This is a genomic window from Phenylobacterium glaciei (assembly GCF_016772415.1).
Lineage (GTDB): Bacteria > Pseudomonadota > Alphaproteobacteria > Caulobacterales > Caulobacteraceae > Phenylobacterium > Phenylobacterium glaciei.
The window spans coordinates 2,101,544-2,115,498 of sequence record NZ_JAGSGD010000001.1 but is presented as its reverse complement, the minus strand read 5'-3'; the positions used below and the strand labels follow the sequence as shown (position 1 = coordinate 2,115,498).

At 68.9% G+C, this 13,955-nt stretch carries 15 protein-coding genes; 10 read left to right on the top strand and 5 right to left on the bottom strand.

The genetic code is table 11. The features are described from left to right. The first annotated feature begins 54 nt into the window (after nucleotides 1-54). From JKL49_RS10305 to aat, 5 genes are all read left to right on the top strand, one after another. Nucleotides 55-492: a type II 3-dehydroquinate dehydratase gene (locus tag JKL49_RS10305; protein ID WP_215340186.1), complete on the top strand. Its 438-nt coding sequence runs from the start codon at nucleotides 55-57 to the stop codon at nucleotides 490-492. Nucleotides 493-524: 32 nt separating this feature from the next. Beyond that, entirely contained in the window at nucleotides 525-1,016 is a 492-nt protein-coding gene (accB, locus tag JKL49_RS10300; RefSeq protein ID WP_215340184.1) for an acetyl-CoA carboxylase biotin carboxyl carrier protein, read from the top strand. 5 nt (nucleotides 1,017-1,021) lie between these two features. Further along, nucleotides 1,022-2,377 (top strand): acetyl-CoA carboxylase biotin carboxylase subunit, encoded by a 1,356-nt coding sequence (accC, locus tag JKL49_RS10295; protein WP_215340182.1) that lies wholly within the window; start codon nucleotides 1,022-1,024, stop codon nucleotides 2,375-2,377. A 16-nt stretch (nucleotides 2,378-2,393) separates the two neighbouring features. Further along, nucleotides 2,394-3,047, top strand: coding sequence for a class I SAM-dependent methyltransferase (locus JKL49_RS10290; RefSeq protein ID WP_215340180.1), 654 nt, complete (start codon nucleotides 2,394-2,396; stop codon nucleotides 3,045-3,047). A 163-nt stretch (nucleotides 3,048-3,210) separates the two neighbouring features. Further along, a complete protein-coding gene (aat, locus tag JKL49_RS10285; protein ID WP_215340178.1) occupies nucleotides 3,211-3,861 on the top strand; it encodes a leucyl/phenylalanyl-tRNA--protein transferase in 651 nt (216 codons plus the stop codon). Here aat and JKL49_RS10280 read toward each other — a convergent pair. Together JKL49_RS10280 and JKL49_RS10275 are read right to left on the bottom strand one after the other, a co-directional pair. Further along, nucleotides 3,798-4,418 carry a DUF2155 domain-containing protein gene (locus tag JKL49_RS10280; RefSeq protein WP_347340416.1) on the bottom strand — a complete coding sequence of 207 codons (621 nt, stop codon included), beginning with the start codon at nucleotides 4,416-4,418 and terminating at the stop codon, nucleotides 3,798-3,800. The two genes, aat and JKL49_RS10280, sit on opposite strands and share 64 nt — an antisense overlap. Nucleotides 4,419-4,447: 29 nt before the next feature. Then, entirely contained in the window at nucleotides 4,448-4,846 is a 399-nt protein-coding gene (locus JKL49_RS10275) for an NADH:ubiquinone oxidoreductase subunit NDUFA12 (protein ID WP_215340169.1), read from the bottom strand. Between the two features lie 170 nt (nucleotides 4,847-5,016). Here JKL49_RS10275 and JKL49_RS10270 point away from each other — a divergent pair, with 170 nt between their 5' ends. The 4 genes from JKL49_RS10270 to JKL49_RS10255 all read left to right on the top strand — a co-directional run bounded on the left by JKL49_RS10270 (nucleotide 5,017) and on the right by JKL49_RS10255 (nucleotide 10,444). Next, nucleotides 5,017-7,506, top strand: coding sequence for a TSCPD domain-containing protein (locus tag JKL49_RS10270; RefSeq protein ID WP_215906462.1), 2,490 nt, complete (start codon nucleotides 5,017-5,019; stop codon nucleotides 7,504-7,506). A 68-nt stretch (nucleotides 7,507-7,574) separates the two neighbouring features. After that, entirely contained in the window at nucleotides 7,575-8,063 is a 489-nt protein-coding gene (locus JKL49_RS10265) for a pentapeptide repeat-containing protein (RefSeq protein ID WP_215340165.1), read from the top strand. Nucleotides 8,064-8,126: 63 nt separating this feature from the next. Continuing rightward, entirely contained in the window at nucleotides 8,127-9,059 is a 933-nt protein-coding gene (locus JKL49_RS10260) for a pentapeptide repeat-containing protein (RefSeq protein ID WP_215340163.1), read from the top strand. A 5-nt stretch (nucleotides 9,060-9,064) separates the two neighbouring features. Further along, nucleotides 9,065-10,444 (top strand): serine hydrolase domain-containing protein, encoded by a 1,380-nt coding sequence (locus tag JKL49_RS10255; protein ID WP_215340161.1) that lies wholly within the window; start codon nucleotides 9,065-9,067, stop codon nucleotides 10,442-10,444. Here the strand turns inward: JKL49_RS10255 and aspS are convergent. The 3 genes from aspS to JKL49_RS10240 all read right to left on the bottom strand — a co-directional run bounded on the left by aspS (nucleotide 10,434) and on the right by JKL49_RS10240 (nucleotide 13,090). Continuing rightward, complete coding sequence (gene aspS / locus JKL49_RS10250; protein ID WP_215340159.1) at nucleotides 10,434-12,221, bottom strand: aspartate--tRNA ligase; 1,788 nt, start codon at nucleotides 12,219-12,221, stop codon at nucleotides 10,434-10,436. The genes JKL49_RS10255 and aspS overlap by 11 nt on opposite strands. Before the next feature lie 171 nt (nucleotides 12,222-12,392). Beyond that, the gene (locus JKL49_RS10245) at nucleotides 12,393-12,872 is read right to left on the bottom strand and encodes an SRPBCC family protein (protein ID WP_215340157.1); all 480 of its coding nucleotides are present in this window, start codon (nucleotides 12,870-12,872) and stop codon (nucleotides 12,393-12,395) included. Between the two features lie 2 nt (nucleotides 12,873-12,874). Next, nucleotides 12,875-13,090 (bottom strand): tautomerase family protein, encoded by a 216-nt coding sequence (locus tag JKL49_RS10240; RefSeq protein WP_215340155.1) that lies wholly within the window; start codon nucleotides 13,088-13,090, stop codon nucleotides 12,875-12,877. A gap of 164 nt (nucleotides 13,091-13,254) precedes the next feature. On the opposite strand from JKL49_RS10240, the gene JKL49_RS10235 reads away from it, so the two are divergent. Beyond that, nucleotides 13,255-13,953, top strand: a complete 699-nt coding sequence (locus tag JKL49_RS10235) for a winged helix-turn-helix transcriptional regulator (RefSeq protein WP_215340153.1) — start codon at nucleotides 13,255-13,257, stop codon at nucleotides 13,951-13,953. Nucleotides 13,954-13,955: the final 2 nt, after the last annotated feature.

The following is a 13,955-nucleotide window of genomic DNA, read 5'->3' as shown; positions in this document are numbered from 1 at the left end:
TTGTGACCCCCGCCGCCGACCGTTACAAGACGGCGGAATCGACGGCGGAGCCGAATGTCGAAACCGATCTATGTGCTGAGCGGGCCTAACCTCAACCTCCTGGGCGTCCGCGAGCCTGAGATTTACGGAAAAGCCACGCTGGACGATGTGCGCAAGCTCTGTGAGCAACGCGCCGCCGCCCTGGGTCGCACCGTCGTGTTCCATCAATCCAATCACGAAGGCCAGTTGATCGACTGGGTGCAGGAAGCCCGCACGGAGGCCTCCGCGCTGGTGATCAACCCGGCGGCCTATGGGCACACCTCCATCGCTCTGCTGGACGCCCTGAAGATGCTCGATATCCCGATCGTCGAGTGCCACCTTTCGAACCCGGCGGCGCGCGAGGCGTTCCGAAGGGAAACCTACGTGTCTCTAGCGGCCACCGGACTGGTGTCTGGCTTCGGCGCGCAAAGTTATGTCCTGGCTATCGAAGCCGCCGCGGGTCAGTCCGCGTAACTTCCTTACGTCAAAAGATAAGGGTCTTTTCCATGGCTAGCACTCCGAAGGCTCCCGCCGATCCGATCGACGCGCGTCTGGTGCGCAAACTGGCCGACATCCTCACCGATACCGGCCTGACCGAGATCGAGGTGGAGCATTCGGGCCTGAAGATCCGCGTCGCCCGCACCCTGACCGCCGCCCCCGCCCAGTACGTGCAGCAGGCCCCGATGGCCGCCGCGCCGGTTGCGGCCGCGCCCGCGCCCGCCGCGCCCGCCGCCGAGGCTCCGGCCGCCGCCGCTCGCAACGCCGGTGACGTGGTGAAGTCACCCATGGTCGGCACCGTCTACATGCAGTCCGCGCCTGACGCCCCGGCCTTCATCAAGGTCGGCGACACGGTCACCGCCGGCCAGACCCTGATGATCATCGAAGCCATGAAGACCATGAACCCGATCCCGGCCACCAAGGCGGGCAAGGTGTTGGAGATCCTGGTGGGGGATGGCGACCCCGTGGAGTTCGGCGAACCCCTCGTCGTCATCGAGTAAGCGCGATGTTCGAAAAAATCCTCATCGCCAATCGGGGCGAGATCGCCCTTCGGATTCACCGAGCCTGCAAGGAAATGGGCATCTCGACGGTGGCCGTCCACTCTGAGGCCGACGCCGGCGCCATGTGGGTGCGGCTGGCCGACGAAAGCGTCTGCATCGGCCCACGCTCGGCGGCCAAGTCCTACTTGAACATCCCGTCGATCATCGCGGCGGCCGAGATCACCGGCGCCCAGGCGATCCATCCGGGTTACGGCTTCCTGTCGGAGAACGCCCGCTTCGCCGAGATCGTCACGGCGCACGGCTTCACCTTCATCGGCCCCAAGGCCGAGCACATCCTGATGATGGGCGACAAGATCACCGCCAAGCAGGCGGTCAGGGACGCGGGCATCCCCGTGGTTCCCGGCTCCGACGGCGCCGTGACCACCGAGGAGGAGGCCTTCGCCGCGGCCAAGGAAATCGGCTTCCCCGTCCTGATCAAGGCCGCCGCCGGCGGTGGCGGGCGGGGCATGAAGGTGGCCGAGACCGTTGACGACCTGGCCGAGGCCGTCTCGACGGCCCGGGCCGAGGCGCGCGCCTCGTTCGGCGACGACGCGGTCTATATGGAGCGCTACCTCCAGACCCCGCGCCACATCGAGATCCAGGTCATCGCCGACAGCTTCGGCAATGTCTGCCACCTGGGGGAACGCGACTGCTCCCTGCAGCGGCGTCACCAGAAGGTGCTGGAAGAAGCCCCCTCCCCGGTCATCGACGCCGCGGGCCGCGCCAAGATCGGCAAGGTGGTGGTCGATGCGATCAAGGCCATCGGCTACCTCGGCGTCGGGACCATCGAGTTCCTGTACGAGAACGGCGAGTTCTTCTTCATCGAGATGAACACCCGCCTGCAGGTGGAGCACCCGATCACCGAGGCCATCACCGGCATCGACCTGGTGCGCGAACAGATCCGCATCGCCGCGGGCCTGCCGCTGTCCTTCAAGCAGGAAGACATCGTCTTCGAGGGCCACGCCATCGAGTGCCGGATCAACGCCGAGAACCCCAAGACCTTCGCGCCTTCGCCTGGCCTGGTCACCGACTTCCATGCGCCCGGCGGCCTGGGCGTTCGGCTCGATAGCGCCCTCTATGCCGGCTATACGATCCCCCCCGACTACGACAGCCTGGTGGGCAAGCTGATCGTCCACGGCCGCGACCGCGAGGAGTGCCTCGCACGCCTCAACCGTTGCCTGGGCGAGATGGTGGTGGGCGGCATCGAGACCTCGATCCCGCTGTTCCAGGAACTGATCCATCAGCCCGATATCATTTCCGGGACCTACGACATCCACTGGCTGGAACGCTGGATGAAGTCGCAGGCGGAGGCTTCGGCCTAGGCCGAACGGGGGATCGATGGCCTATCTGCGCTGGCGGCGATTCCTCGAACTGGCGGCCATCGACCGGCCCTGGGTCGGCGAGCTGTTCATGCGACGTGGCGACGGGCCCAAGGCGGCGCCCGCCAAGGTGTGGGACGGCTACTACGCCAAGGGCGCCTACGACGAGCTGCTGGAGAGCGACCAGCGCCACCATCACCGCCTCCTGGCCGCCCTGGTGGCCGAGGCCAAGCCGCATCCGCGCATCCTGGATATTGGCTGTGGCGAAGGCGCCTTCTACGATTCGATCCGCGCCCTGACGCCCGCGCGCTACCTCGGGGTTGATCTCTCGGACCTCGGCATCGAGCGGGCCAAGCAGCGGCTGGCCGGCGAGCTGAAACCCGGCGTCGTGGACTTTGTCACCGGCGACGGCGCGCGGTTCGAGACTGACGAGAAGTTTGACGTCATCGTCTTCCCCGAATGCCTTGAATATCTTGGTGATCCTGAGGCTTTGATCGCCCACTACGCCAAGCTGCTGAACCCCGGCGGCGTGCTGGGCTTCACCCAGTGGCTGGGGCTGAAGTCCCTGCGGCTGTGGCGCCAGATCAAGACCACGACCGATGTGCTGGACGAGGCGGTGGTCAGCGCGCCCTGGGGCGGCGCCTGGCAGGTGTGGACCTGTCGCCCGAGGTGACCCAACCGCCGCTCATCCCGGCGAAGGCTGGGACCCAGATCAAAGAACACCTGATCTCGCCGGAAAACCCTGCCGGCGCCCGTCCTGAAGCCCAGAGCTCCACGACCTGGATCCCGGCCTTCGCCGGGACAAGCGGTGGGGGGGATTGTATCCCCGCCAAGCCATGAAGACCTTCGGCCCCGCCGAACTGCTGAACTGCTACGCTCGCGGGGTCTTCCCCATGGCCGACGCCCGGGACGACGACGCGGTCTTCCTGATTGATCCGGAGCGGCGCGGGGTGATTCCCCTGGCCGACTTCCATCTCTCCAAGCGACTGGCCCGCACGGTGCGCGGCGATCCCTTCGAGGTGCGGATCGACACGGCGTTCTCGGAGGTGGTCGCAGCCTGCGCAGCCTCAAAGCCTGGGCGCGTCGAGACCTGGATCAACGGCCCCATCGAGAGCCTCTACGCCGAGCTGTTTGCGATCGGGCATGCCCACAGCGTCGAGTGCTGGCTGGGCGACGAGATGGTGGGCGGCCTCTACGGCGTGTCGCTGGAGGGCGCCTTCTTCGGCGAGAGCATGTTTTCCACCCGCACCGACGCCTCCAAGGTGGCGCTTGTGCATCTGGTGGCCCGCCTGATCGCCGGCGGCTTCGTGCTGCTGGACGCCCAGTTCATGACCGAGCACCTGGCGCAGTTCGGGACCGAGGAGATTTCGCGAGCCGCCTATCGGCGCCGGCTCGGCAAGGCGCTAGGCGCCGCAGGCGAATTTCAGCGGCTGCCGGCGGCCACGACGGGGGCCGCGGCCCTGCAGGTGATCAGCCAGGCGTCGTAGACCGGGTGCTGCAGCGGGTTCAGGCCCGGCGAGGACGCATACATCCAGCCCTTGAAGGCCTGGCGTGGCGGCGGGGTCGGCTTGCCCGGCGCGGCCTTGGGCTGGGAGTCCACAGTCATATAGGCGATGGCGTCTTCCTGCGGCTCGTCGGCGGCGGCGTGCTCGCAGGCCTTCACGGTGAAGACCAGGGTCTTGTAGCGGACCGGCTGGCCGACGGCGGCCTCGAACCGGACGGTCTCGGCGGTGACCTTGTCCAGGGCCTGGATGATGGCGACGTCGTAGCGAGCGCGCTTGATGGTGCTCTCGGCCGGCTTTTCGACGACTTGGGCCTTGGGCGGCGCGGCCGGCGCGACCTCGGAAGCCTGGACCGGCGGCGTGGCCACGGGCACGGGGACGGGCACGATGGCGGGCGGCGCTTCCTCGGCCGGCTGTGGCTGGTTGGCCGTCGGCAAGGGGGACGGGGCGACGGGCGCGGGTCCGGCGATCGGCGCGGCGGGGGCGACGGGCGCGGTCTGGGCGGCCACGAAGCCGGCCGCCGCGAGGACGCTCAAACCCACCGTCAGGCTGAGGAGAAGACGCCCGCCCACTATTCCGGCTTCCAGGCCTCGTAGTCGCCGGTCGCCTTCTGGCGCTCGCCGCCACGGCTGATGGAGCCCTTGGGCCGCCAGGCGTTGATGGTGCCGGTCATATTGGGAAGGTGGTCCTTCTCCCAGACCTGACGCTTCAGGGGCTCCTTGGTCGGCGGTTCCTCAAAGGTGTGGTGCAGCCAGCCGTGCCATTCCGGCGGAACCTTGGAGGCCTCGGCATAGCCCGAATAGGTCACCCAGCGGCGCAGACGACCCTTGTCGTAGGAATCGCTGTCGTCCTTAGCCTCATAGTACTTGTTGCCCATGTCGTCGGAGCCGACGAACACGCCACGGCGCCAGACGGTGAAGAGCGCGCCAATCGTGGCGCCGTTCCACCAGGTAAAGATCGACTTGAGCACGTTTTTGAAGATCCAACGGGGTTGGGAGGCGGGCGGACTATAGGCGGCGCCCTCCCGAGCGTCCAGCGGCGCAATCACCGCAAGATGTTGTTGAGAACTGGCCTGCGACCACAACATCTGTTGCGGCAGGCCGCCCAGGCGCCTAACCTCGCGCCGTGGGAGACAAACCGTTGCGAAGCGAACCGGGCCGGATCGAACGCAGGCCTCTTGAGCGCGCCGACCGCGTGGTCGAGGTGCTGGCGCCGGCCGCCTGGACCGATGCGCGGGTCGAGGCCTGGCTGGACTGGGCCGACGGCGAGACAGACCTGCCCGCCGCCATCTTCCGCAAAGCCGAGATCATCGCCGAACAGGCGGGCGGCCTGGCCCTCCTCCCCGACGCGCGGACCCGCGCCGCCTTCCGCCGCGACCTGGGCGCCGCCTTACTGGCCGGTCGCCTGGCCATCGCCGAGCCCCGCGCCCTCGACGCGCCCGCTGTCATCGCCGCCCACGACGCCGACTATGTGAAGACGCTCGCCACCCTGCGCGCGCGCCGCCGGGGCCGCGTCTCGGCCCGCGCCGCCGCCTCGGCCCTGGCCCAGCGGCTGCAGGGGGTAATGGACGCCATTGCGCGCTGCGAGGGCGATCCCGCCGCCTGCGCCGACCCGCACTCCAATCTGAGTCTCGCCCGCGCCGCCGAAGCGGCCCGGGGCGCCGGCGCCACCGACGTGATGATCCTGGACGCCATGACCCTGTCCCGCGCCGGGGAAGACCTGTGGTCGGCCCAGGCGCAGTTCGAGAGCGGTGACGGGCCCGGCCTGATCGCCGCCATTCCCGCCGGCCTGGCCGAAAGTGACCGCGCCCTGGCGGCGGCGGCCTGGGAAACCGGTGTCGTGGTGGTGGCCTTCGCGGATGGGGCCGCACCGAAGATCGCCCACACCTGGACTGCGACGCGCGGCGTCGTGGACCTGCTGGCCTTCGGGACCGGGACGACGTTCGATGGTGAGGGATTCGACGACGCCGTGGGCCTGGCGGCCATCGCGTTGGCCGCCTTTGGGGGTCCCGTGGCGCTCGGCCTGGGTGGGGTCGCCGACTGGCTGGCCGCGCAAGGTCTGGCCTATGATTCGAACGCCGGCCGGCTGGCCGTCCGCGAGGTCTATCAGCGGGCCCGGGCCGCCATGGCCGATATCCCGCTGACCGGCGGTCTGGCCATCTTCGACGACCCCGACCTGGCCCTGCGACTGGGCGGGGCCTCCAGTTCCTGCGCGCCGTGGCTGGGGCCTGTCACCGTGGCCGAGACCGAAGACGGCGCCCTGACCCGAGTGCTGTCGGAAGCCGCCCTTCAGGGGCTGACCGCTCTGGGCGCCGACATCGCCACGGCCCGCGCCCACCTGATCGGCCGGCTGGACCTTTCCGAAGCGCCGGGTGTGGATCATGCGGCGCTGAAGGCGCGCGGCTTCACCGAGCATGAGATCGCCTCGGCCGAGGCCGCCCTGCCCTTCGCCGCTCACCTGCGCGACGCCTTCTCCCCCCAGGTGGTGGACGCGGGGTTTCTGTCAGACGTGTTGGGGGCGACCGACGCGGATTTGGCCGACCCGCAGTTCGACACCCTGAAACTGGCCGGTTTCAGCGAGGACGAGATCGCGGCGGCCGAGGCTCATGTGCTGGGCGGCGGCGCCCTGGCCGACGCGGCCTTCCTGACCCAGGACCAGCGCCAGGTGTTCCTCACCGCCGAGGATCTGGGACCGACCCCCTATTTCGCCATGCTGGCGGCCGTGCAGCCGGCCCTGGACCTGCCCGCCATCGCCGAGATCGAGCTGGAGTGGGACACCGCGCCGGCTGACGCCCTGGGCCTGCTGGCCGAGGCGGCCAAGGCCCGTGTCGCCGCCGTGCGCATCCGCCGGTCCGATCCGCCCCTGAGCTTCTTCCTGGACCTGCCCAAGGTGGCCGAGGCCCCGGCGCGCGCCACCCGCGAAGCCGAGCGCCCCACACCGCCGCCCGCGGAACGGATCGTCGAACGCATCGTCGAGCGCGACCGCACGCGGCGCAAACTGCCCGACCGCCGCAAGGGTTACATCCAGAAGGCGGCCGTAGGCGGCCACAAGGTCTATCTGCACACCGGCGAGTACGATGACGGCGAGCTGGGCGAGATCTTCATCGACATGCACAAGGAGGGCGCGGCCTTCCGATCGCTGATGAACAACTTCGCCATCGGCATCTCAATCGGCCTGCAGTACGGGGTGCCGCTGGAGGAATTCGTCGACGCCTTCGTTTTCACCCGGTTCGAGCCGGCGGGGCCGGTCACCGGCAACGACTCGGTGCGCTCGGCGACCTCGATTCTCGACTATCTGTTCCGCGAACTGGGCATCTCCTATCTGGGCCGCGACGAACTGGGCAATGCCGACGGCGAGTTGAACGCCGACGGCCTGGGGCGCGGCCAGGCCGACGGCGAGCCCGAGCCGGAGAATATCCCGGCCTCGCACTTCATCTCCCGTGGCTTCGCCCGGGGCGCGACGCCAGACAACCTGGTCTTCCTCCCCAGCGCCAACGCCCGGGCCGCCCGCCTGGAGGCCGATGTCTGCGCCGCCTGCGGGGACCTGGCCGTGGTGCGCAAGGGCGCCAGCCTGATCTGCGAATCCTGCGGCGTCCGCGCCGGCCCCCAGGACAACGACCGCACCGGCTGATCATGGTCATCGGACCTTAAGCTTGCTCCACTAGGCGTAGAGCGTCTTTCGCCGGAGCCGCGCCGCAGATGAAACCCCTCGCCCTGCTCGCCGTGGCCGCCGCCCTGACGGTGGCCCTGCCCGCCAGCGCTCAGAACGCCGGCCAGATCGCCGCGTCGCGCAAGGGCGCCAACTGCCCCAAGTGCAACCTGTTCCAGGCCGACTTCTCGGGACTGGAGATCAAGGGCCGTAACTTCGCCGGCGCCCGGCTGCGGCAGTCCGACCTCAGCCTGTCGGTGATGAACCGCGCCAACTTCGGCGGCGCCGACCTGCGCGACGTCAACGCCTATGGCGGGGTGTTCTCCAGCGCCAATTTCGCCGGGGCCGACCTGACCCACGCCAGCTTCGTCGGGACCTATCTGGAGGGCGCCAATTTCAGCGGCGCGCACCTGGACGGGACCAACTTCTCGGGCGCCGAAATGGCCCGGGCGCGGGGGCTTTCGCAAGGTCAGCTGAGCCGCGCCTGCGGCGATGGCGCCACCCAGCTGCCACCCGGCCTGCGTGTGCCCGGTTGCTAATCCGTCAAGAATTACCGCGATTTAAGTAGCTTGAGCCCCCGTCCATAGGCACATGGTGTCGTCATGTTCGGCTCTTACCGCACCCCCCTGACCCGCATCGCGCCCCTGGCCCTGGCGCTCGCCACGGCCATCGCGGCCCTGCCCAACGCCGCCAGCGCCATGGCCGGCGACAAGGAGGTGGCCAAGCTGGTCTCCTTCGGCGGCGCCTGCGCCAAGTGCGAGCTGTCGGGCCGCAAGCTCACCGGCGCCCAGTTCAACGGCGCGAACTTCGCCGGCGCGGCCTTGGTGGGCTCGGACCTGCGCGAAGCCCGCTTCTTCGGCGCCAACTTCGCCGGCGCCGACCTGTCGCGGGCCGATCTGTCGAACTCCCAGATGATCGGCGCCAATTTCGGCTCGGCCAACCTGTCGGACGCCAAGCTGCGCGACGTCGAGGCCAAGGGCGTCAGCTTCTCCTCAGCCAACCTTTCCAACGCCGACCTGCGCGATCTGCAGGGCCAGGGCGCCAATTTCGGCAAGGCCTCGATGAGTGGCGCCCAGCTCAATGACGGCGAGCTGACCGGCGCCAATTTCAGCAAGTCCGACGCCCGCGGCGTCAGCTTCCGCGACGCCTCGATGCAGGGCGCGGTGCTGGCCGGCGGCCGCTTCGAGCGCGCCTCGTTCCGCGACACGAATCTCGACTCCGCGGTGCTGTCGGGCGCGGCCTTCGCCGGCGCCGATTTCCGCGACGCCAGCCTGCGCCGCACGATGCTGTACGGGGTGGACCTCTCCAAGGCCCGCAACCTGGAGCAGGACCAGCTGGACGAGGCCTGCGCCGACAGTTCGACCAAGTTGCCCACCGGCCTCGTGGCCCGGGGCTGTCATGGCGGCTCGGTGCGCTGGACGGGCTGGCGGCCACCGACCCCGCCGGTCGCGCCGGTCGCGCCCCGCGCGCCGGCCCGGCCGCCCGCGGCGCCGGCGCCGCCCGCTGAGCCGCGCTACCTGACCAGCGCCGACTGAGCCCTATGTCCCGGCGGACCGCGATCCGGATCGTCACCGCGACCCTGCTGACCGCCGCCGCCCTGATCTTCCGCCCCGACCGCGCCATTCAGGGCGCCACGGGCAATGTCGCCCAGACCCTGTGCTCCGAGGTCTTCGTCTCCGGCCTGCCGGAGGCGCGGGTCTATGCCCAGAGCCTCGCCCCCAATCCCGGCCTGCGGCTGCTGGGACCGCTGTTGCGCCACAAGGTCGACCGGACGGACCGGGCGGTGGAGGCGAGCTGGGCAGGCCTGTTCGCCAGCCGCTCCACCTATCGCGGCGCGGCGGGTTGCCGTCTGGCCTATGGAAGGCCGCCAGAGCCCGCGCCCCTGCTGGCGCCGCCGACCCTGCGGACGGATAGCCTGGCCGGACCCGCGCCGGTGGAGACGGAAAATCCCGTCCTGAAGGCCGCCCTCGACCACATCTTCGCCGAACCGGCCAAGCCGCCGCACCGCTGGGTCCGCGCCGTGGTCATCGTCCATCACGGCAGGATCGTCGCCGAGCGCTACGCTCCGGGCATCGGGGTCGATACGCCGCTGCTGGGCTATTCGGCCAGCAAGACCGCCATCAACGCCCTGGTAGGGGTGCTGGTGCGCCAGGGGCGGCTGGAGGTGGACGCGCCCGCGCCGGTGGCGGCCTGGAAGCCGGGTGATCCGCGCCGGGCCATCACCCTGGACAACCTGCTGCGCATGACCAGCGGCCTGGCGGTGGAGGAGACCGACACCGGGTTCGATCCCACCTCACAGATGCTGTTCGTCGAGCCGGACATGGCGGCCTTCGCCGCCAGCCGCCGGCTGAAGACCAAGCCTGGCGAACGGTTCGACTATGCCAGCCCCAACACCCTGCTCGTCGCCTCCATCATCCGCCAGAAGGTTGGCGGCTCGGAGACCGACGTGCTGAACTTCGCGCGCCGGGAGCTGTTCGATCCCGTGGGCATGCGCGGGGTGGTGTTCGAGACCGACGCGGCGGGCACGCCCATCGGCTCCACCCGCATGCTCGCGCCGGCCCGCGACTGGGCGCGTCTGGGCCTGCTTTATCTGCACGACGGGGTGGTGGACGGCCGCCGCATCCTGCCGGAAGGCTGGGTGGCCTGGTCGACCCGCCCGACCCTGGGATCGGACTACGGGGCCGGTCTCTGGACCAACGCCGGGGACGCGCCAAACGCCAAGGGCCGCGTGCGCGCGGGCATGCCGCGCGACGCCTATTTCGCCTCGGGCCGACTGGGGCAGCGGATCTACGTCCTGCCGAGCCAGGACCTGGTCATCGTCCGCATGGGCGCGACCTGGAGCCCGGACTTCGACATCGCCGGCGACCTGCGGCTGATCCGCGAGACGATCGCCGCCCTGGAGCCTGTCCCTAGACCTTGATCGGTGGGGCCAGGCGGATGTGCAGTTCCTTGAGCTGCTTCTCGTCGACTTCCGACGGCGCGTTCATCAGCAGGTCCTGGCCCTGCTGGTTCAGCGGGAAGGCGATGACCTCGCGGATGGCGGTCTGGCCGGCCAGCAGCATGACGATGCGGTCAATGCCGGGAGCCAGGCCGCCGTGCGGCGGGGCGCCATGCCGGAAGGCGTTGAGCATGCCGCCGAACTGCTCCTCGACCACGTTGGGGCCGTAGCCGGCGATCTCGAAGGCCTTCAGCATGAGTTCCGGCAGGTGGTTCCGCACCGCGCCGGAGCAAAGCTCGTAGCCGTTGCAGACGATGTCGTACTGGTAGGCCAGGATGTCCAAGGGGTCCTTGGTCTCCAGCGCCTCCATCTCGCCCTGCGGCATGGAGAAGGGGTTGTGCGAGAAGTCCACGTGGTTCGTCTCCTCGTTCATCTCGAACATCGGGAAGTCGACGATCCAGACGAACTCGAAGCGATCCTCGTCGATGAGCTTCAGATCGGTCCCGACCTTGGTGCGGGCCGAGCCGGCGAACTTGTAGAAGGTCTTCGGATCCCCGGCGACGAAGAAGGCCGCGTCGCCCTGCCCCAGCCCGATCTCCTTCATCAGGACGTCGGTGGCCTCGGCGCCGAGGTTCTTGGCGATCGGGCCGCCCCAGGCGCCCTGGTCCTCGCTCCAGAAGATGTAGCCCAGGCCAGGCTGGCCCTCGCCCTGCGCCCAGGAGTTCATGCGGTCGCAGAAGGCGCGACTGCCGCCCTTCGGCGCCGGGATCGCCCAGACGGCGTTCTTGGCGTCTTCCAGGATGCGGGCGAACAGGCCGAAACCACCGCCGCGGAAGCGCTCGGAGACGTCGGCCATCTTGATGGGGTTGCGCAGGTCGGGCTTGTCGGAGCCGTACCAGGCGATACTGTCACGGTAGGGGATGCGCGGGAACGGATAGGGCGTGACGCTCTTGCCGTCGGCGAACTCCTCGAAGACCCCGTGCATCACCGGCTCGATGGCGGCGAAGACGTCGTCCTGGGTGACGAAGCTCATCTCCACGTCGAGCTGATAGAATTCCAGGCTGCGGTCGGCGCGCAGGTCCTCGTCACGGAAACAGGGCGCGATCTGGAAGTAACGATCGAAGCCGGCCACCATCAGCAGCTGCTTGAACTGCTGGGGCGCCTGGGGAAGCGCGTAGAACTTGGACGGGTGCAGGCGGGAGGGGACCAGGAAGTCCCGCGCGCCTTCCGGCGACGAGGCCGTCAGGATCGGGGTCTGGTACTCCAGAAAACCCTGGCCGATCATGCGGTTGCGGATCGAGTGGATGACCTTCGAACGCAGGACGATGTTCTTGTGCAGGGTCTCGCGGCGCAGGTCGAGATAGCGGTGCTTCAGCCGGATCTCTTCGGGATAGTCGGGCTCGCCGAACACCGGCAGCGGCAGTTCGGCGGCCTCGGAGATCACGTCGATGGACGCCACGCGGATCTCGACCTCGCCGGTGGGCAGGTTGGCGTTGATGGTGTCGCCCGAGCGGGCCAGGACCTGGCCGTCCACCCGGATAACGCTCTCGGCGCGCAGGCGCTCGACGCGGTCGAAGCCGGGGGTCTCGGGGCTGATCACCAGCTGGGTCAGGCCGTAGTGATCGCGCAGGTCGATGAACATCAGCCCGCCGTGGTCGCGCTTGCGATGGATCCAGCCGGACAGGCGCACATTCTGGCCGGTGTCCGTCGACCGGAGGGCGCCGCAGGTATGGGAACGGTGGGGATGCATGGTCGCCAAAGCTCTAGAAAATCAAGGCGCGGAAGAGCGCATCCGAGGGCCCGAAAGTCAAGGTGACGACCGACCTTGCCTGCCCGCGTCCCCGGGGGGTTGTCTGGCCCGCCAAGGACGATCCAGCGCCCCAGCCCTGACCGCGGACGGGGTGACCCGCCTGCGGTCAGGAACCGCCGCCTAGCCGCCCAGGCTGGCCTTGATGGCGGTCAGGCCGGACTCATAGATGCCGGCCAGCGCGTCATTGGCGTCCATTGCCTTGCCGGGGTTCGGCGTATAGGCGCCGCTCCAGACGATGGTCGAGGCGCCCTGGCCTTTGGACACCACCTGGAAGGTCGAGGTGTAACCGGTCACCGGCAGTGGGCTCGAGATGAAGGTGTAGGCATAGCGATGCTCGGCGTCGCTGCGGGCGGTCCGCAGCTCCACGAAGGTTGCGCCGTCTTTGGTCTTCAGGGTGCGGGTCGGCGGGCTCTTACCGTCGAGGACGCAGGAGCCGATGGCCGGGTGCCAGTCTTGAATCGCGCAGAACGAGCCGATTTTGGCCCAGACGGCCGAAGGCGCGCCCGTCACGTCGACGCTGCGGGACAGCGAGGCGGCGCCGGCCGGCGCGGCTGCGAGGCCCAGCATAGCGGTCGCCGCCAGGAGGTTGAGAACGCGCAATGTCAGCCCTCCCTCAGCGTCTTGACGGCTTCGGTGGTCAGGGCCTGCCCGCCGATCGCCCATTGGCCGCTGGCGGTTTCCTGGACTCGCACCCAGGTCACCCCGCGCAGGGCTTCGCCCTCCACCGAGACCATGGCCTCGGTGACCTTGGAGATCATCTCCGCCTTCTGTTCGGGCGTGAACACGCCCTGGATGAGTTGGATATCAATGAGCGGCATCACCGCCTCCTTCACCGGTGGACAAGCCACATGCCCGTCCTCGTCGCCGGATGTGCCGGGCTAGGAAGCGCGCCGACAGTTCAGGAACTGAATCTGGCCGATACAGTAACTGAACTAGTCCCCGCCCCGCTCCGGCCTTAGGTTTGCCTGGAATGGAGGGGCGCATGACCCAAGGCAGCTATCGCCAGTTCTGTCCCGTCGCCATGGCGGCGGAGATTCTCAGCACGCGATGGACCGTGGTGCTGTTGCGGGAGCTGATCGCCGGCTCGACCCGGTTCAACGAACTGCGGCGCGGCCTGCGCAGGATGTCGCCGGCCCTGCTCTCTCAGCGGCTCAAGGAGCTGGAGGCCGCCGGCGTGCTGACCCGCACCGCGTCTGACGCCGACCCCAATATCATCGAGTACCAGCTGACGCCGTCAGGGCGCGACCTGCGACCGCTGGTGGAGGCCTATGGAATCTGGGGCCAGCGCTGGATCGAAGCGGACCTGTCGCTGCAGCAGCTCGATGCACAGCTGCTGATGTGGGACATGCGACGCGGCCTCGATCCCGCGCCGCTGCCGAACCGGCGCAGCGTGATCCAGTTCCTCTATCCGGAGCTGCCCTCGGTCGAGCGTTCCTGGTGGCTGATCGTCGATCCCGATGGAGAGGTCGACCTCTGCTCCATCGATCCCGGCTTCGATGTCGACCTCTACGCGGCCGTGGACCTGCGGACCATGACCGCGATCTGGATGGGGGTCGAAACGGTTCGCGCCGCAGTCGCCAGCGGACGACTGATGCTGACCGGCGATCCGCGGCTCGCCTCGGCCATGCAGACCTGGCTCGGCCTCAGCCCCTTTGCCAAGGTGCAGAAGCTGGCTAGCTGAGA

Excerpts from the sequence above, each read along its gene's own strand:
- JKL49_RS10305 (WP_215340186.1), top strand. The coding sequence starts at position 55 with ATGTCGAAACCGATCTATGTGCTGAGCGGGCCTAACCTCAACCTCCTG.
- accB (WP_215340184.1), top strand. The coding sequence starts at position 525 with ATGGCTAGCACTCCGAAGGCTCCCGCCGATCCGATCGACGCGCGTCTG.
- accC (WP_215340182.1), top strand. The coding sequence starts at position 1,022 with ATGTTCGAAAAAATCCTCATCGCCAATCGGGGCGAGATCGCCCTTCGG.
- JKL49_RS10290 (WP_215340180.1), top strand. The coding sequence starts at position 2,394 with ATGGCCTATCTGCGCTGGCGGCGATTCCTCGAACTGGCGGCCATCGAC.
- aat (WP_215340178.1), top strand. The coding sequence starts at position 3,211 with ATGAAGACCTTCGGCCCCGCCGAACTGCTGAACTGCTACGCTCGCGGG.
- JKL49_RS10265 (WP_215340165.1), top strand. The coding sequence starts at position 7,575 with ATGAAACCCCTCGCCCTGCTCGCCGTGGCCGCCGCCCTGACGGTGGCC.
- JKL49_RS10260 (WP_215340163.1), top strand. The coding sequence starts at position 8,127 with ATGTTCGGCTCTTACCGCACCCCCCTGACCCGCATCGCGCCCCTGGCC.
- JKL49_RS10255 (WP_215340161.1), top strand. The coding sequence starts at position 9,065 with ATGTCCCGGCGGACCGCGATCCGGATCGTCACCGCGACCCTGCTGACC.
- JKL49_RS10240 (WP_215340155.1), bottom strand. The coding sequence starts at position 13,090 with ATGCCGCTCATTGATATCCAACTCATCCAGGGCGTGTTCACGCCCGAA.
- JKL49_RS10235 (WP_215340153.1), top strand. The coding sequence starts at position 13,255 with ATGACCCAAGGCAGCTATCGCCAGTTCTGTCCCGTCGCCATGGCGGCG.